This is a genomic window from Mesorhizobium sp. CO1-1-8 (genome assembly GCF_020164875.1).
Classification (GTDB): domain Bacteria; phylum Pseudomonadota; class Alphaproteobacteria; order Rhizobiales; family Rhizobiaceae; genus Mesorhizobium.
The window spans coordinates 142,321-160,383 of the sequence record NZ_JAIUGZ010000003.1 but is presented as its reverse complement, the minus strand read 5'-3'; the positions used below and the strand labels follow the sequence as shown (position 1 = coordinate 160,383).

Below are 18,063 nucleotides of genomic sequence, written 5' to 3'. Positions count from 1 at the left end.
GACGCGGGGCAGAAGCCCCCGGCGAGGCGTGCAACATGGCCTATATTTCAACGGGCAGTTGGTCAAGTCCGGCTGCCGGGAGCCACATCAAGAGACCCGATGGGAGGCAGCGGCAGGCAGGCTTGCGGCCGATACCATCAATTCGACAATGGGCAGGCGTTGAGGCTCTCTGAGGTGTGAGCGCTGTCCATTTGCTATGCACTGAAATATGGATATGCGTGCCTAGGAGAACATTCGGAGATTTGTCGTGACCCACGCACGGCTCGCGCCATGGATAGAGCTCTCAGGTTTTCCCGGTAGCTTGCAGGGACCGCGCCGGCCCTATATCTCCGCGAAGGGCCTATCGCAGGCGCTGGGCGTAAAATTGACCAATCTGGCACCCGTTCAGGTCGAAGCAGTTCTGGCCTTCGTCCGGGACCTCGAGGACGGGAGCGCGCAGATGAAAGTCGCCCGCGCCGGGAAGGACGAGAGCGTCCATTGCAAAGAATTTGCGCTTTGCAATGCTCTTCACATAACGGCAAAAAATCATCACAATACAATATTGACATTTGCGTTGCTTCGTCTGATCCGGCGGATCATTATGAGACTTCGTAGCTTTTCCCGGCTATGCCAAATGTAGTGAGCGTCGGCCTTTGTTTATGAAAACCAGCATCGATCATCTCCCACCGCCAAAGCAGCGTGAGCTGACCAGGATTGTCGAGGTCCTTCTTGAGGAGCTCGAGGACGCGCTAAAAGGCGGAACCGCCGATTTCAAGAAGCGCGGCCGCATCCTGAAGATCATCCTCTTCGGGTCCTATGCCCGCGGTGACTGGGTCGACGAGCCGCATACGAAAAAGGGGTATCGCTCCGATTTCGATCTCCTGATCGTCGTGAACAATCGAAAGCTGACCGATTTCGCCGGCTACTGGCAGGCTGCGGCCGACCGGTTGATGCGTGAGATTGATACCCCGGTGAGCTTCATCGTGCACTCACGCCGCGAGGTGAACACGGCGCTACGCGAAGGGCAGTATTTCTTTGTCGACATCCGCAGGGACGGCGTTGTCCTCTACGAGCTTGATGAGGAACCGCTGACAAATCCGATCCCTGTTAAAACCATCGACGCCCTTCGTGTCGCGGCCGAATATATGTGGAGGACCGTTTGTCTCAGGCAAGGAAGTTCGCCAAGGGTGCCACTTTCTATCGTAGCGAAAAGGACTACAAAGAGGCGGCGTTTCTCCTTCATCAATCAATCGAGCAAGCCTACGCCGGGCTGCTGCTGGTGCTGACCAACTATAGCCCCGCCTCTCACAACATAAAATTCCTGCGCAGCCTCGCTGAGGATCAGGTGCAGGAACTGGCCGAAGCATGGCCTCGTGAGCAACAGCGCTTCGTTGCGTGGTTCAACATCCTCAACGAGGCCTATGTCAAGGCGCGCTATTCGCGGCACTTCGCAATCACGGATGAAGCACTTCAATGGCTTGCAGAACGCGTCTCGGATCTCATAGATCGGATTGAATCAACCTGTCGCTCCCGAATTCAACAGTTAAGAATCGAGGCGGGGACCGCAGTGCAGAGAGCCGGGTGAGAAAGCAATTCCAGACTTCCAATTATGCGACTTTCGAGGCACAAATGGCGAACATTCGCGTTTTCGAAGCTACTGTCCCAGGCTCCGTTCCGCAGCTCCGGCGAGTGTCTATTGATGGCGAAGATGGGGCAGGTAGCGGACCAAACTTTTGGAAGCGCAATTGTGGAAGCCGCCATGGTCATGGCGGTCTACTCGGAAGTGCCAGTTAAACGGAAACTGAGTGCAAAGGACTGCGACCACGTCGGGCCATTCAGATGTTTATTTTTCGCCGGCCAACCACAGCGATGCAGGTAAGAGTTGCTCAAGGCAACACTTTGACTTTAGTGGAATAGTTACTCCCTTTGAACGCGGGTTCCAAACATCAGATTTTTGTCGACCTGTCACCCGAAGACGCCATAAATAGCTCGATCTGGGGGTTACATGCGATTCGAGTTGTCTCCTGCTTGGTTCAAAGCGCGCATCCACATTGACGACGAGCAACCGACAATAGGCGCGGGGATCGCCCGATAATGCGGTCCGTCCCGTTAACGCGCCAATTCACGACTATCCCAGAGCCTTACCAACGCGAGGGCGTGCCACTCGACGAGGTATTGCCAAGCCTTGGACAAGGTGATCGTAGCGGCTGGGATAGTCTTGTCGGTCAATACCGAGTTGTCATCCTTGCCGAAGCCGGCGCTGGCAAAACCCATGAACTTAGGGCGTCGGCCGAGCGGCTTGCTGCCGACGGCAAACCCGCGTTCTTCATTCGCATCGAGGATATTGATGAGACTTTTGGAAAAGCCTTCGAGGTTGGAACCGAGGAAGCATTCAATTCCTGGCTTGTCGGGCCCGGCGAGGCCTGGTTTTTCCTCGATTCCGTCGACGAGATCAGATTGTCGGAGCAGCGCGCGTTCGAGGTCGCCATACGCGCCTTCGCTGCGCGAATCCGTAACGCGCGCCATCGCGCGCACATTTACATATCGAGCCGACCCTATGCCTGGCGACCCGTCGTTGATCGTGCGCTCATCGATGAAGTTCTGCCGTTTGAGGCACAGCGCCAAGAGGACACCGGCGAGGCTAGTCAAACTGACGAAAAAGCGCTGAAGGTCGAGACCCAAAGCAAGTCCGGTGACACACAAGATCCGCCCGCCTTCCACCTCTACATCCTCGCGGCGCTCGACGAGGCCGACATTCGCCAGTTTGCTGCGTATCGAGGCGTAAAGGATGTCGATGCCTTCCTTGAGGCGCTAGAACGCGGTGGCTTGCTGCCTTTGGCGCGCTTACCCTTCGACCTTCAGGATCTGATCGCGACATGGCTCGAAACCGGTGCGTTCGCTAGTCGGCTAGCGATACTGCAAGGCGGTGTCCGTCGACAGATATCGCGTGACAGGGGCGCAGTCGGTGCGCCGGTTCTCCACTTCGAACGGGCCTCATGCGCTATCCGTCTTCTCGCGATCGCCGCAATCCTGACGGGCATTCCCAGTATCCGGCTGCCGGGATCGAGCGCTACAAAGGCGCTCGACGCCGAAGCCCTGTTGCCGACCTGGGAAAAGCCGGAAATCGAAGCGCTGCTGACGACCGGCGTATTCGGTGACCCAATCTACGGCGAAGTCCGCTTCCGACATCGTGAGGTCCGCGAGTTGTTAGCCGCCGAATGGGCGGCTTACCTGTTTGGCAGAGTGGGCGGTCGGGGGCAGTTTGATGTTCTTCTTTATCGCACTCAGTATGGCGAGGAAATCTTGCCGCCGAGACTACGACCGCTTCTTCCTTGGCTAATTCTGTTCGACAACGTAACACGCGACCGCGTCTTGGCGCCGAACCCTGAAATCGCGGTCGAAGGAGGTGATGCTGCCCTGCTGCCGCTTGCGGTCCGCCAGAAGTTGCTTGCGACGTTGATCGATCATGTGATCGCGCCGACTTCCAGCCTGCGAGGATTGGACAACAGCGCAATAGCGCGAATTGCCCAGCGCGACCTCGAAGATCAGGTGCTCGTCCTGATCGCTCGACACAGAACCAATGATGATGCGCTCTTCGTACTGGGCCGTCTTGCATGGCAGGGCGAGATGACTGGATGCGTCGATGCCTTGGCCAACATCGCGTCTGATCCGGCTCGTGGCATCTATTCCCGCCTCGTTTCGATCCGCGCAGTGGCAAGGGTCGGGACACCCGAGCAGCTGTATCGGTTGTGGCGCGAGGTCAACGCGAATGAGCAGACGTTGCCGCGCCGGCTACTTGCGGAATTCGCTATTCACGCGCCGGCGGATGCCGTCACGGTTCGACTTCTGCTCGCATCAATCGAACGGCTCGAAGCTCGGACAGAATTCGAGGTGACCGGGCTTACCCAAGGGCTCAATAGCTTCGTTGGCCGCCTTCCTCTCGATGCTCACGAACCGGACGATGGGCCACTTGGGTCACTCGTCGCCGGCCTTCAGCTGTTCCTCTCGCGCGAACCGCATATCGAACGCGGCGAATGCCGGGTGTCCAAGGAATATCGGTGGCTGATGAGCCCGGCCTTGCATGGCATTGAGCGACTCACTGTTGCAAGGTCGCCAGTCGCGCTGGCGCAACAATCGCTTTCCATACTCGCCGCGGCGCCTGCGCTACGGTTCTGGCACGCTGACGACTACCAGGATCGAAAATCCTCGGTTGGTGAGCTCATTCCGGCCTGGACGGAACTGAATGATAGCCTGTTTTGGTGGACCGTCGCCGAGTATCGCGCCGCCGAAAGGGCTACCGGCGGGGTGCTTGACGATGACTGGCCGATCAGCTGGGTAGGACATTTCTGGAGTTTCGATGCTTCGAGTTTTGCGCGAACACTAGCGTGGATCAGGCAACGCGATCTCGCCGATGACCGTCTTGTGGCACTATCACGCACATTCCGGACCTATGAACAGAATGGTCGCCCGCCTGTCTGCCTAGATCAACTTCGAGACGCTGTGGCCGGCGAAGCAGTGCTTGAGGCAGCGCTCTTGGCAAGGCTCAACCCACCGATTTCGGAAAAATCACGCAGCCACCAGGAGGAAGAGCTTAAATATCGCATCGAGCGCGAGAACCGCGAACGGACGCTAGCGAGTAACAGGGCTCGTTTCGTGGCCGAGGTCATCGCCAATCCCGACATTATTCGTGCTCCGCCCGGCGTCGGGCCCGGGAAGCTGAGCAATGGTCAATATAATCTGCTGCGGATGATCGAGGGCGACGGCATGCGCGGAAGCCGGGCCCGCGGAGCAGATTGGCAGTCTCTGATCCCAGAGCTTGGCCCCGAGGTGGCCGAGGCCTATCGCGATGCAGCTGTTGCCCAGTGGCGCGTATATAAGCCCGGCCTGCGATCAGAAGGCACCCACACCAATTCGATCCCCTATGCTCTCATATTTGCCATGGCTGGCCTCGACATCGAACTTGGCGACGAGTCGAAGCCGAAACTCGAGCTGCGCGACGCTCGCCGTGCATTTCGCTATGCCATGTGGGAGCTGAACGGTTTCCCACGCTGGTTCGAAGCACTCTACCGTGCATGGCCCGAGATCGGCCGCGCTTTCATCTGGAAGGAGGTCGAATGGGAGCTTGCGAACAGCCCCGCCGACGAGCCCCATCATTATGTCCTGAGCGACCTGGTGTACTATGGCTCATGGCTTCACACCGAAGTCGGGCCGCTGCTCTATAGCTGGCTCGAGAACCACCATCCGCCGAACCAGGACTGCCTTCGCTACTGCCGTACCATCATCGTCGGCGGTGGGGCCACGCCTTCTGAGTTGGCGGCGCTCGCTCGCCGAAAGATCGGCGATATCACGGTTCCAGAGAACCAGCGACCAACCTGGTACGCGGTGTGGGCGGACTGCGAACCGGGGCCGGCGATTGCTGCGCTCGCCGAGCTTTTGGCATCTAGCACCCTTGCAGACCCGACGCGCTTTGCGCTTGAATTCATCGTCGGGCTGCTCGGCGGCCACCGTGAAAATAGCCCCATCTTCGGGAATTTTCGCGCGCCGACCTACCTAAAGGACCTGTATCTGGTTATGCACCGCGTCGTCCCGGTCGCCGATGACATCGATCGGGCCGGTAAGGGGGTCTATTCGCCGACACTTCGTGACGACGCGCAAGATGCACGCGAGCGTCTATTCACGATGCTGACGGAAATTCCCGGCGAGTTGACTTACCGGGCGATTCTCGAGATTGCGGAGCTTCATCCCGAGCCGCGCTATTGTGATTACATACGGGCTCGCGCCTTTCAACACGCAGTCACTGATGGCGATCTGGATTCCTGGACACTCTCGCAAGTGGTCGCTCGGGTCCGACAGTTCGACGCGATGCGTTCTTCGGACCGATCAATTGGTGGGGCGGCAAATGCAGAGAATTGACCGCCCCGAGCAAGCTCCTTTGGTCCTGCTCTCTCAGGTAGCTGACGACGCGCGTCGACGGATGCGCGAGTTTTGGGCTCTCGAACGACCGCGCCGCGCCCAGACGAGCGTTCCGGCGCCAAGCATACAGGCGAATGACGAACAGCTCGTCGAGGCGGTGAGCGCGTTGACCGGCGGCCGCTGCGCCTTTTGCGAAGCAAGCGACAAGCTGCTGGTCCATCGCTTCCGCCCTGTCGGAAATGCGCTGCCGCTGGCGTCGACCAGCAACGCACATCTATACTATCTCTGGCTCGTCGATGCTTGGCAGAATCTCTATCCGATCTGCCTCGGCTGCATCCCGCCGGAGCCGCAATTTCCGGTGGTTGCCTCCCGGGCGCCTCTACCGGGGCTTCGCCAGATCGATACCTATGTCAAGAATGCCAACGGATTGTGGCCATCCTTTCCACCCAAGGAAGGCATACTGTTGCTCGATCCGTGTCGCGATCGCGAGTTCGAAAAGCATCTTTTGCCTAAGCTCGACGGCGAATTGATCGGCGAATCGAAAAAGGGCGAGACCACAGTCCTTGTCTTCAATCTGAACCGCTCTGATCGCCGCAACCAGCGTTACCACGCCTACCAAATGCTGATCGAACGGTTGATCCGGCTTATTGCTTCGCCCAGCGTGCAAAGCGACCATCCGGACTGGCAGCAGCTGTTCGACTTTCCAGCAATGGAATTCGGCGGCACCTGGTTCCTTTTGCTGCGCCGGCTCGCGCGCTGGATTGGCGGTTCAAGCGGCGTTCGTGTGCGCAGCTCGCGAACACAAATCCGCGCGTTCTTTCTCAGGATGATCAGTGAGCCCGATGCCGAGCAGCGTCTCGAATCCTCGCTCGAAGCGATCGCGCGGGAAGACAATGGCCTGCGTGCCGGTCGCTGGACGGTTGGATCAGTTTATTCGGTTCGGGCGCCGATCGCTTCTGTCCAGATCACCAATTTCAAGGCGATAGAGCAGCTCGAACTGACCTTCGCAAAATCAGTCGAGACGCCTGAGGGTTTGTCCTATCGACGGGCCCCGTCGCTTATCATCCTCGGCGAAAATGCGACCGGCAAAAGCTCGATCCTCGAGGCGATCGCGCTTGCGGTCGCCACACCGGCTGCGCGCGCAGCCCTCGACGTACTATGGCCGCGTCTGGTGCTCGATCCCTCACAACTTGGTCTGGAGCGCACTCGCGACCAAAGGCGCGCCAATGTCCAGGTCGCCCTCGCGACGGGGCAATCCGTTAGTCTGGCCATAGAACAGGGGACCGCGGTCGTGCGCAGTGAGCTCGGCAACCAGCAGGTGCCGGTGTTCGCCTATGGCGCGTTTCGACGCTTCCTCACTGCCACCAAGCGGCAGGCTCCACATAAGCATATCCGAAATCTGTTCGACGGCAGCACACTGTCCAACCCCGAGCCCTGGTTGAAATCGCTGCCGCAAGATCGCTTCAACATGGTCATTCGAACGCTGCGCGATCTTTTGTCGATCGAGGGCGATTTCGACATCATGCAGCGCGAGCGCGGCACGCGCCAACTGCGCATGGTCACTTCAATCACCGAACCGAACGGCCAGGTCCGCTATAGCCGCGCGCCGCTGCAGTCCGTTTCGTCAGGCTATCGGTCGATGCTGGCGATGCTGTGCGACATCATGCGCGGCTTGCTCGACCCACAAGTATACGAGGGCTTTGAGAGTTTCCAGACAGCTCAGGGCGTTGTGCTTATCGACGAAATCGAGGCACATCTTCATCCGCGTTGGAAGGTTCAGGTCATGACCAGCCTGCGTGCAGCACTCCCCGGGATGTCGTTCGTAGTCACCACCCATGATCCGCTCTGCCTGCGAGGCATGGGCGAAGGAGAGGTGGTCGTGCTGCAACGCGTGGCTGCCACTGACAGCACTCGCGAAACCGAGATGCCAATTGTTGTGGAAAGGATAGAGGGGCTGCCGTCCGTCGCAGATCTAAGGATCGAGCAGCTGTTGACGTCCGATTTCTTCCAACTTCTGTCCAGCGACGATGCCGCATCGGACCGTCGGCTCGCGCAAATCGGAGATCTCATCAGGGCGAAAGCTGAAGGTGAACGGCTTTCAGATAGTGACCAGCAGATCCTTCGGCAGTTCGAAACCGACATAGCTACAGCGCTCCCGGTTGGCTCAAGCGAAGTTCACCGGATTGTGCAGGAAGCGGTCGCCGAATATCTCCGACGTCGGCGCGATGCAAGTAGTTCGACGCTCAAACGATTACGCGACAAAGCCAAGAGCGAAATCCTGGCGGCGCTCGAGGCGCTCTGATCGTGCGACGCGTCAACAGATCAGCGGTCGACACTCCGAAATCGCTGCTCCCGGGTGCGGCGGGAGCGGAGGAATTGGAGGCCGCTAGAACGCATCGGGATAATCCTGATCCCCAAAAAAAAGCCTTCAAGTATCGGGTCTACAAGAGAGCCGATGTCCAAGCGGCACTCGAGGCACTGTTTCACGGCAAATGTGCGTATTGCGAAACCTCATACTCTGCATCCGCGCCTGTCGATGTCGAGCACTATCGACCCAAGGGCGCCGTTGCCGAAGATGACGCGCATGGCGGCTATTGGTGGATAGCAATGGACTGGGAGAACCTTCTTCCAAGCTGCATCGATTGCAACCGACGAAGGGGACAAAAGCTATTCGTCGTCTCGGAAAGCCTTGCTGCGTCAGCTGCAAACGCCAAACCGGTTGCTGGCCAAGCCGGGAAAAAGGACAGTTTTCCGTTGGCAGTGACTGGCGTGCGCGCCGTCTATCAGGCAACCGACTTTGCCGGCGAGCACGCTCTGTTGATCGACCCTTGCCGCGACGAACCCAAGGCCAGCCTCATGTACAGTTTCGATCCGGCGCACCCTGCAGGGCTAATCGTGCCTAAAGGTGATCCCATTCAGAAAGTGCGCGGCGCAACATCGATTCAGATCTACGGCCTTAATCGACTGAAGTTGGTTCAAGATCGGACCCGCCTTTTGAGACGGCTTGAGTTCCTTGGCGATTTCGTACTTGAACTCGCAGCCTCGATTGAGGATTTGGAGGCGCCTAAAGTTGTCGCCGCCATTGCAGGGACTCCGGCTGAAGGCGTCGCGTCGAAGCTGAGGTTGCTGCGAGACAGGACGCTGGCCGAATTAAAAGCTGCGACAGGCGATGGCGAGGCCTATTCGTCGATGGCTACCGCTTGGCTGGAACAGTTCAAAGCGCGGTTTCGAGACGCCGAATGATGGATCTGCTGCACCCACAGTGTGCAACGACGGCTCAGCGTTCGGGTAGGGCTTTCAAGCCATGGTGCCGCTGAGGTCTTGCTGCCGTCGCCGGGTCATTGAGTCCGAAATGTATGGTTTCAGGCAACCGCGAAATTGAGCTCTTTGGCAGTGATACGGCGCAAGCACGCCGTCTTGCGCTATGTCAGCTTTCGGCCGGCGTCAGCCGAGGCGGCCAGGACGAGAAAGTCGCGAGGTGGGAATTGAGGGTGAAAAGGCGACATTGTGTTTTCTGCGGCCAACCGGCAGAGAACAAAAATCGGGAGCATATCCTCCCCAAATGGCTACTCGAACTGACGGGCGACCCAAGCCGGGTCGTGACCATGGCTTTCGAACCGCAATCGGGTGAACCAATTAAGTTCGCCTGGTCCGCGCTGGTCATGCCTGCCTGCGAGGCTTGCAATACGCAATACAGCACGCTGGAAAGCGCGGTTAAGCCAATCTTGATGGCGCTGCTGGAGAGGCGGGCCGTCACATCGCGCCAATACTTCTTGCTTCTCGATTGGCTCGACAAGGTTCGTGTCTGCCTGTGGCTGAACCAGCTAATTTTGCAAAAAGCGATGGAGACCATCGATCCTCACCTGCATGTTGGCAACCGGATCGGCACGAAGGATCGCCTGCTCTACCTCTACACTCTTGATGGGCGAGCGAAGGGGCTGAATGCGTTCGGCATAGAGAGCCTGATTTTCCAGCACCACCCGAGCTGCTTTGCACTCAGGGTCAACGACATTATTTTGTTCAACGCGTCGAGCGACTATGCCTTTTCTGACGGCTGCGGCTTTTGGCATCCAGAGCACATCGACCGGTACGTGGATGGAGAACTCGCCGGGCGTGTCGGATTTCGGGGTTTTGCGATGACGCGCAAAATCGCGCATCCTATCGTGGACTACCCCCTCCTAAAGGCGGCGGTTCGCGTCATCCAGCCCATTGCTCAGCGCGGCGAGGATGGTCAGTTCTTTGGGCCGCTTCGGCAGAACGAAAGCTATCACCTCAGTCATATGTCCGACCCGTCACGTGGGGCCGGAATCCTCTTCCGGCAGCTCGCTGATAGAGTTCTTCCCATCCGCAATCTCGACAAGCCTATTGAGTTCGAGGGCGTGGATGCTGTCAACAACGGCCGCGCTGGTGATATCGTGGCGCAAGTGTATCGTTTCCAAGTCTACTTGTTGCAAAAGCGCATGGAGTTCATGGGAAGCGAACCAGCAATCGCGCACGCCAATTCGATGTCCACCATCTTGACGACGACAAATGAGATGAGAGCTGTGTTAACGGAGAGGGGACAGAGGAGCGATCGAGGACCGGATTCCGTGACGCTTGCGTTTCGCGATGCAATGGCGGCGGCCAGGCGCCCTGTTAAACCGAGAGGATGAGCAAATAAGAAGTCTACTATGCCTCGCAGGACCATGTTCTCGGAGCGGCGACTGCCGCTGATCCGCCCATCACTACTGACTGGCAAACTGTTCCTCTTAAAGCCGCCGGTACTATGAAATGGGGCGTCCAGTCGTCTTGCATTCATTGATACGAGGGGCAAACTGGGAGTGCTTGCCACTGGGGGTCCGGGACTGGCTTAACTGAAGGTAACCGAGGATTTGCTGCGCCGCCGATTGGTCATCGTTGACACACCGCTCGCCATGCGGATGGCGCGCCTCGAGACGGCGAAAGCGGGACAGCATGGCGTCGAAATTCTGACCCTGTCGCTGTTGGCTGCCAGGCTGGCGGGAGGCTTCGTGCGGCCAGCCGATCGGGCAAGTATCTATGGCGCGGTCAATGTCGGGCTTGTCGACGCTGAGCTTATAGAGCTGGATTCGGTGCGCCGCCTGCCCGGAATGGCACGAGCGGTCGTGAGATCGCTCGCGACCGCGTGGCGTGAAGCGATGCCGCTTGCCGATCTAGCGAATTCCTCGAACCGTGCGGGGGATCTTCACCGTTTGGACAGAGCTGTGCGCGCAAATTTGCCAAGCGGAATGCTCGCGCCACCAGACCTAGCGGCCGCAGCGATCGCCAACGCGGATCTCAGTGCAAGGCTCTTCGATAGCGCCGTGCTCAGGCGCGTGCTCGACATTGATCCGGTGTGGCGCCCTCTACTTACCGCTATCAGCGAGCGCCTGCCGATCAGTTGGCTAGCCATCGGCACGGCTGCTCGCCGTTGGTTCCAAGGCGGGCAGCTGGAGATCGCTTCAGGAAGCGGAGAGATTAGCGCCGCCGAAATCTGCGCTGACCCCCGTTCCGAAGCGATTGAAGCATTGCGCTGGGTGCGCTCGCTGCTGAGTTCGGGCGACGTACAGGCATCTGACGTGGCGCTGGTGGCCGCCTCACCATCGGCCTGGGACGAGTATCTGCAGGTTTTCTCCGCCGAAACCCTCAACATTCACTTCTGCCATGGGCGGCCTGCCCTCGGCACCGCGCCCGGGCAGGCTTGCGCGGCCCTCGCCGATGTTTTGTTGCACGGCCTGAGTCAGGATCGTGTGCGGCGTCTCCAACGGCTCTCGCCATACCTGCGCAAGGAACTGCCGCTGCGTTTGTTACGCGGCCTCAACCAAGACGCGGGGCTTTTTTCCGCGGCACATTGGCGCCGCGCGCTAGGAGCGGCGGGCGACGAGTCGTCGAAGAGAGCCATGGACGTGCTTGGACCGATCCTCGACCTGCTTGAGGGAGGCGTCGGCAAAGCGGCTGAGGCTGGGGAGCGTCTCCTCGCCCGCAAAAGTCTGGCGCTCTGGCGGGACGCCCTGCGTCAGGCGCCGGCTGCCGCGCTGATGATGACTTTGAAGACTCTCAGGGTCGCCGATGATTTCGAGCCGGGCAATAGCGTTGTCTGGGGGCCGGCGGTGGAACTCGCCAGCGCGCCCCGAAAATATACGAGACTGATGGGTATTAGTGCCGGCAGTTGGCCCCGCGCAGAAGCGGACGATCGCATTTTGCCGACACGCATCGCTCCATCGCGACCCGGCCGGCAATCAGTCACGTCGCTTGACCGGCAGCATTTCGAGATTCTCGTGTCTGCTGCGAGCGGCGCTTGCGTTATTTCTCGCTCTTCGCGTTCTGCCGAAGGGACGCTGCTCTCGCCGAGCCCGCTATGGCCCGCCAATATACCAGAAGCCATACAGCTGCCCCGGATCCGGATTCCGATGCATGCCGCCAACGAGGCTGATCGCCTGCTGGCGCGTCCTGCGGAGGCGCGCAGCGATCTGCGCATCGCTGCGGCGCAGCGCGCATGGACGAACTGGAGCCGGCGCGAGATCACGGCCCATGATGGGCGCCTGAGGCTACACCATCCGGTTATCGCCCGAACGTTGTCGCGACCGCACTCATCGACTTCATTGCGCCGCCTATTGCGCGATCCCCTCGCGTTCGTATGGAAATATGGCCTCGACTTACATCGGCCGCGCTGGGCTACGCGCCCGCTCGAACTTGAACCTGCTGTTGTCGGGGAACTCCCGCACCGGTCTTGTAATCCGATAGAATCACCATGTGCTGATCAGCGCGAAGATCGAGCCGATCGACCTGAACGCAACCGGCGTCGATCAAGGCTTCATCCTCTATATGACCGGGCTCCAGGTTATAGCGGTCACTCGCGCTAAAGGCCCGTGACAGCGGTGCAACTTTTGGGCTAGCCCTTGCCCCACAGATCGCGAACCGCAGCGGCAGCATCGGGACGCGAACAGAACTGGCAATCCGTCGCACGCGGCCGGCGCTGACGACGCCGTGCGAGAGGAGACCGCCACGGGTCCACCTGCCAGTAGTTGGTAGGCGCCTGACTCCTGACTCAGTTCCTGCCTGAACAGCTCGACCGCTGCCAGGGCGCCCGCCAAGTTCGACGCGAACGCAAAGGGCGTTAAGGTCTGCCAGCCCTTTGGTGTGTGCAGCGCCCGCGCACCGCACAGTTCACGAAAAAGCGTATCGAATGCCTTTCCGACGAGCGACGCCGGGTCAAAATGGGTCCGCCCCGGCTCAGACTATAGCCCGTCAGATCAGAGGGGATGAAGCCAATCCAAGCAGCCCGACAGCCGCAGGAATTCGGGGGCTGGGAAGACATGTACCGCCCGGACCAACTCTGCAGGGAGCGGCCGCTTGATGTTGTCTTCGACATCGGTCGAGTTCGGGCTGCGCGTTCCCTGGGCGATGACGTATCTTTGCCCAATGTTCATCGCCAGCCGTAGGCCGCGATCGCGACCACACCACGCGATGGGGATTTCTGCTTCAACGATAGCGGGCCGCCCGATCCCCGCGATGACCTTGCCCATTTCCGGGTGCCGGTCATGCGAATTGTAGACCGCCTCCCCACCCCAATAGCGGAGAAGATCCCCGATACCGCCCTCGCCCGCACGAGCTGGGGTGAAGAAACAGAACCACAGCATGCCAGCGCGGTATCGCTCGGCGGCCTGGTTGACTGCCTTTAGGCGCTCGCCGTGGTTCGACGAGATCAGTTCGTGCCGGATTGCCGCATCGATCCGGCGGGACACGAGATCGACGTCGAGCAGTGCCATGCCGTTGGCTCTGATGTCTTCGATCTCGTGATCGGCGAGACGCGTGCAATGCCAACCGACGACGCTGTAAGGCTCCAACGCATCGACCACCGCGTAGACAGCAGCATCGTATCGGTCACTCAACGGACCTCTCTCACGCGAGCGGAGCGCATCTCGATTGGAGGTCAGCACGTCAAGGAGATCGGAGGGCCACGCCTCGGGCCGATCGAGCTCGATCGTATGGCATCGAGCGTCACTCATTCCCGCGCGGCGCCGACGGCCATCACCCTTTCCCTCCGATGCCTGGCCTTCAGCACGGTGAGAATGGTCATGGAGGTCAGTCTAGAGACGCGTAAGAATGCATCGCACACTTCGTAGTACACGCTCTCATCCTGCTTGGGATCGGTGCCGCTGATCGCCATAGTCGCCATCTGTGTTGCCGCATCGGCCTCGGTGATCGCTGTGAACAGGTGGCGAAAGCTGAGATGAACGAAGTCGGACGTCTGCTCGTAGATCGGTTCGATCCAGGGATGATCCTCGGCGAGTTTCTTCTTGAGGAAGGCATCGGTGAGGCGCTCGGCCTTGTCGCCAGGGGCGGTGGGGCGTGACATCAGGCGGTCGAAGGTGCGTTCGCCCTTGAAGATGCGCTGAACATCCTCGTCGACGTTGCTCATCACCCTAAAGGCCGTTAATCCGCATGGCGGCATCGATTTGCGTGCGCAGGAGGACCGTTGCCGAAGGGAAGTTGCGCCCGGAAGGCGGTCGACTGCGAAAGCGTGCGCTGCGTGGCACCGAGGATGAAGAAATCCACGATGTTGACTGCACCCTTCGGAAGGATGGCATGCGCCCTCTCGACGAGCACTGTCTCCAGCTTCTCGATGGCGTTGAGCTGTTGCGTCAGCGTCATCGGCGATTGCGTACGTTCTTCGCCCGACATGTGCATTTCCTCAAGGCGATTCAGGCAATGGCTAGTTGAGCGGCTCTTGGAAAACCGCCTCGGCATCGCGTAGGCGGAGGTTCCAGAATGCGATCGCGTCGTGAATGTCCGGCATCACGAGACGGCCCTCGGCGTTCCTGAGCATCTGGGCATCCATAGTCGTCACAATCGAAACCATATCGGGCATCGAAGGGTCAGCCACAACGGCCGGGGACTCGAAGGCGTCATTGCGCAGCTCAATGCCGCCTTTGAACTGCTTGAGAAGGTCGTTACGCTTGGGTTCAATGAAACTTTCGAAGATCGGAGCCCTTTTCCACTCTTTCCACTTGGCGTCGGCCCATGTTTTGCGATCCGGGGTGTTGCAGTCGACCTTTTCGAAGACATGCCCGACCGACCTCAGAAGGGTGATGATTGCGATGTACTGCGACTGGAACACGATGATGGGCTGCATGATATTGCTCGATCGCTCGAACTGCGCGACGAGGGTCTTGATGAAGTCGAGTTGTGCGCGCGCCACCAACATGGTCACAAAGCCCTGAAAGCGGATTCGATGTCGGCGACCGGCGTGCTGTTGTCGAAACTATGGAGGACGGCGCCGGTCTGGGTGCGATCTCTGATCTCGATCTTCTCGGTCTCGTGGTGGCGAACACATAGGTGTTTCCGCCAATCTTGGCCCAGAGCATGTTGGCGGGGGTACCGGCAAAACTGCGGATTCGAATGGAATCGGGTTCGCCGCGCCAGATGATGCCGCCCAGGATGGCGAGCGCGATGCCCTTCACCTCGCCAGCATGGTGGACAGCGCGGCCCATCACACCCTCGGCATAGGTATGCAGTTCTTCGACGTCTTTGGCGGTGATGGCCAATGTGTCCTCCCGTTCGGTCAGCGTGGTCGATTAGCGCCCCGTCGACGTCAGCGTCTACTGGCGGATGAAGCGACCCGGGCGATTGCCACGGTTGTTGCAGATGTAGGTGTTGCCGGTAGTTTGGCTCGAGAGCATGACCGAGCCGCGCCAGGGCTGAAGGACCGCCGCGATAGCCGCCGTAAAATCGGACCATGACATGCCACGCGGACGCCCGATCACGAGCGAGGTCTTGTGCGGCAGGACATGCGCAGTGAGGCCCAGCCTGCGCAACATTTTCGCCGCGACGCCAATGTTGTCGCGGATGACCCGGTTGAATTCTCCGAAGTACCTCATCTCTCACTCTTCCTCTTCGTCATCAGCGGCGAACGAGATGTAAACGGACGCTAGTCCGTTGCTTGGACTGAAGCCGACAAGCACGCCCTGGCGTGTCAGGGCCTTCCTGATAGCCTTAAGTGTTGCGGGCCGGCCTTCCCGCCCTCGTTCCACATTGGAGACCGTCGCGGCGGACACGCCAGCCTCTGCGGCAAGCGCGGCTTGGTCTAGCCCGGCCAACATACGGGCTGCGGCATAGGTCCGGCCGCGGGCTTCGGCGATCGTCAGGCTAAGCGGCATCGCTTGTCTCTTCCGCCAACTTAGTGTAAATCTACTTTTATCAAATACACGATAATTTATATGAAGGCAAGCTATTTTAAATTGCGTGCATCTACCTTTGTAGGCGCCACCGTCAATGTCGGGTCGAGAGATCGCGGGGCCTTAGTCTCTTCGTCACGCGCGTGGATCTAGGCCGGGTCCACCCGACCTCAAGCGGCGACAGATTTCGTGCGCGTAGGCCGGCAAGACGTGTCGTCGCGGCCCCGATCGGCCGGGGCCGTAGACACATGATGAGCTTTATAGCCCTTGCCGTATGGAGCGCGATGTGTTCCGAGTGTTCGCCGTACCGGCCGTCCAATTCGCCCTTACGACCGTAGCGTCATGGGCTCCATGGGTCGACCAGGGTCTTCCCGCACCTCGCCTGCACTAAGCGCTGCCAAGGAGTGCGGCCAGATCGCTGATGCGGTTGTAATTGACGATCCGGCCATCGGTCGTGATCACGGGGAACCTGCTGATGACGCGATGCTCGATTCTGTCGAGCCCGAGCCTGTCTTTCAGAAGCTGTTCTCGCCGCTCCTCCTTGGCCAAGGCTCTAATGTAATAGCTCGTAAGCTTGCGATTGTACCGGACATAGAGGGCACGGTCTGACTCAACCTTGCTTAGGTCGATCCAATTATTCTTGCACTGGAGGTTGTAGATGACGTCGTGACGGGTCGCCACGACGTCGAACTCCTTGCGATTGATCCGCTTGATTTCGGTAATGGTGAAGCCGAGCCTCTCAACGTCTCGCTTCACCATGTCCTCGAAGATGAAACCGGCATGGATCTGAAAACGCCGGCGGCTCCCCAGATGGATATTCTTGAAGGCGTAGAGAAAGCGGGATAGCAGGTTGACGTTTGAAACGACGGCGTTGCCCACATCGATGAAAGGCTCGAAGGCATTAGTATTGGGCGCGTAGTCGCTGGCCGAACGGTTTACCAGCAGTCGCTCGAATTCGCCGGGAGCGCCTTGTGACGTAAGGAGCGCCTGTAGCCTGCCCTTGCCGATGGCAATGACGTAATCGTCCTGGCATCGGCGCGAGAGGCTGGTGACCACTGCGGCCATCGCCGCGAAGTCCGAGTCGTTCAATCCGAATGCCTCATAGGTCGCGCTGAGCAGCTTGACGCTGTTCCGCAGTTCCGCAGCGGAGAACACCTTCCTCGGATCGATGACCTCGAGCTCGGCCGGAGTGATCTGATCGCGGCGAAGCTCATTCATGGTCATGATCGAGGCACGTTCGGGATCCAGATATCCCGCATCGAGCGTCTGCAGCCAATGGCTTCCGAGCGCGCCCGCGTCACCGACCTCAAGGGTGAATTCGGGAAGTGCATCGATAAGGGCGAGCTGCAGATAGAGGCCGGTGATCGTGGTGCAGCTGTGCTCGACGTGGGGGAGGAGGACGTTGAGCGTGTCGAGGGCCACCAGCTTTTCTGTTCCCTGGCAGGCGCTGGGCATAAGGTAAAGCAGGGCCACGAAATGGCGACGTCGGGACTGCAGGTATTCGACCGCATTCCCGACTGTATCGAGCGTGATGCCGGGCCCAAAACTGCGTTGACCGTGCATGAGGAAGCCGGACCGGATGGCGGCCAGCTGAACCATCAGTCGACATATGCGGTCCACCGTTCCGCCATCGACATGGATAGAAAGGGCTGCCTTCACTTGCGCCCAGACCCGGGCGGGGTTTCGAAGAAGCGACTCGTCGAGCCTCACCGACAGCAGCCATCGAACGACATCGTTGTCGTCGATCGCAAACAACGGGACGTTGATGAATTCCTCGAGAGCACGAATCGCGCCGTGCCAGACGCGTGTGGCGTTGCCGGGCTCATATTTGCGCAGCACTCTCAAAAGGCCACCATTATGTGCCTCGATCTGAGCCATGATTAGTTGACGCGCCTCATCCTCTACAACGGTGCGGTTCGCGCCGGGATATTCATCGCTCATTTAGTGGTCTCACTGGACTGCATCTCCGATCCTCGAACCGCGGTGGATCCGAGCG

General features: G+C 59.4%; 13 protein-coding genes and 2 pseudogenes. 7 read left to right on the top strand and 8 right to left on the bottom strand.

The annotated features are described in order from the left end of the window. Positions 1–247 precede the first annotated feature (247 nt). The 7 genes and pseudogenes from LB558_RS07190 to LB558_RS07160 all read left to right on the top strand — a co-directional run bounded on the left by LB558_RS07190 (position 248) and on the right by LB558_RS07160 (position 12,752). Positions 248–619: a hypothetical protein gene (locus LB558_RS07190; protein WP_224696896.1), complete on the top strand. Its 372-nt coding sequence runs from the start codon at positions 248–250 to the stop codon at positions 617–619. Between the two features lie 19 nt (positions 620–638). Beyond that, positions 639–1,564, top strand: a pseudogene (locus tag LB558_RS07185) (nucleotidyltransferase and HEPN domain-containing protein). Positions 1,565–2,136: 572 nt separating this feature from the next. Then, the gene (locus LB558_RS07180) at positions 2,137–5,892 is read left to right on the top strand and encodes a hypothetical protein (protein WP_224696895.1); all 3,756 of its coding nucleotides are present in this window, start codon (positions 2,137–2,139) and stop codon (positions 5,890–5,892) included. Next, on the top strand, positions 5,879–8,194 hold the full coding sequence (locus LB558_RS07175; RefSeq protein ID WP_224696894.1) for an AAA family ATPase: 2,316 nt from the start codon (positions 5,879–5,881) through the stop codon (positions 8,192–8,194). The genes LB558_RS07180 and LB558_RS07175 overlap by 14 nt, the downstream gene beginning before the upstream one ends. Positions 8,195–8,196: 2 nt before the next feature. After that, entirely contained in the window at positions 8,197–9,135 is a 939-nt protein-coding gene (locus LB558_RS07170; RefSeq protein WP_224696893.1) for a hypothetical protein, read from the top strand. Between the two features lie 113 nt (positions 9,136–9,248). Next, a complete protein-coding gene (locus LB558_RS07165; protein ID WP_224696892.1) occupies positions 9,249–10,544 on the top strand; it encodes a hypothetical protein in 1,296 nt (431 codons plus the stop codon). 234 nt (positions 10,545–10,778) lie between these two features. Next, complete coding sequence (locus LB558_RS07160; protein WP_224696891.1) at positions 10,779–12,752, top strand: PD-(D/E)XK nuclease family protein; 1,974 nt, start codon at positions 10,779–10,781, stop codon at positions 12,750–12,752. Positions 12,753–13,142: 390 nt separating this feature from the next. Here LB558_RS07160 and LB558_RS07155 read toward each other — a convergent pair whose 3' ends face one another. From LB558_RS07155 to LB558_RS07120, 8 genes and pseudogenes are all read right to left on the bottom strand, one after another. Then, positions 13,143–13,781, bottom strand: coding sequence for a hypothetical protein (locus LB558_RS07155; RefSeq protein WP_224696890.1), 639 nt, complete (start codon positions 13,779–13,781; stop codon positions 13,143–13,145). Between the two features lie 113 nt (positions 13,782–13,894). After that, a complete protein-coding gene (locus tag LB558_RS07150) occupies positions 13,895–14,311 on the bottom strand; it encodes a hypothetical protein (protein ID WP_224696889.1) in 417 nt (138 codons plus the stop codon). A gap of 14 nt (positions 14,312–14,325) precedes the next feature. Beyond that, on the bottom strand, positions 14,326–14,574 hold the full coding sequence (locus LB558_RS07145; RefSeq protein ID WP_224696888.1) for a hypothetical protein: 249 nt from the start codon (positions 14,572–14,574) through the stop codon (positions 14,326–14,328). Positions 14,575–14,605: 31 nt separating this feature from the next. Continuing rightward, positions 14,606–15,097, bottom strand: coding sequence for a hypothetical protein (locus LB558_RS07140; RefSeq protein WP_224697228.1), 492 nt, complete (start codon positions 15,095–15,097; stop codon positions 14,606–14,608). Positions 15,098–15,272: 175 nt separating this feature from the next. Next, positions 15,273–15,383 (bottom strand): annotated as a pseudogene (locus LB558_RS33145) (hypothetical protein); the annotation flags it as partial. Positions 15,384–15,491: 108 nt separating this feature from the next. Then, on the bottom strand, positions 15,492–15,770 hold the full coding sequence (locus tag LB558_RS07130) for a hypothetical protein (RefSeq protein WP_224696887.1): 279 nt from the start codon (positions 15,768–15,770) through the stop codon (positions 15,492–15,494). Between the two features lie 3 nt (positions 15,771–15,773). Next, positions 15,774–16,049: a helix-turn-helix domain-containing protein gene (locus tag LB558_RS07125; protein ID WP_224696886.1), complete on the bottom strand. Its 276-nt coding sequence runs from the start codon at positions 16,047–16,049 to the stop codon at positions 15,774–15,776. A gap of 405 nt (positions 16,050–16,454) precedes the next feature. Continuing rightward, complete coding sequence (locus tag LB558_RS07120) at positions 16,455–18,008, bottom strand: hypothetical protein (protein WP_224696885.1); 1,554 nt, start codon at positions 18,006–18,008, stop codon at positions 16,455–16,457. Positions 18,009–18,063 lie beyond the last annotated feature (55 nt).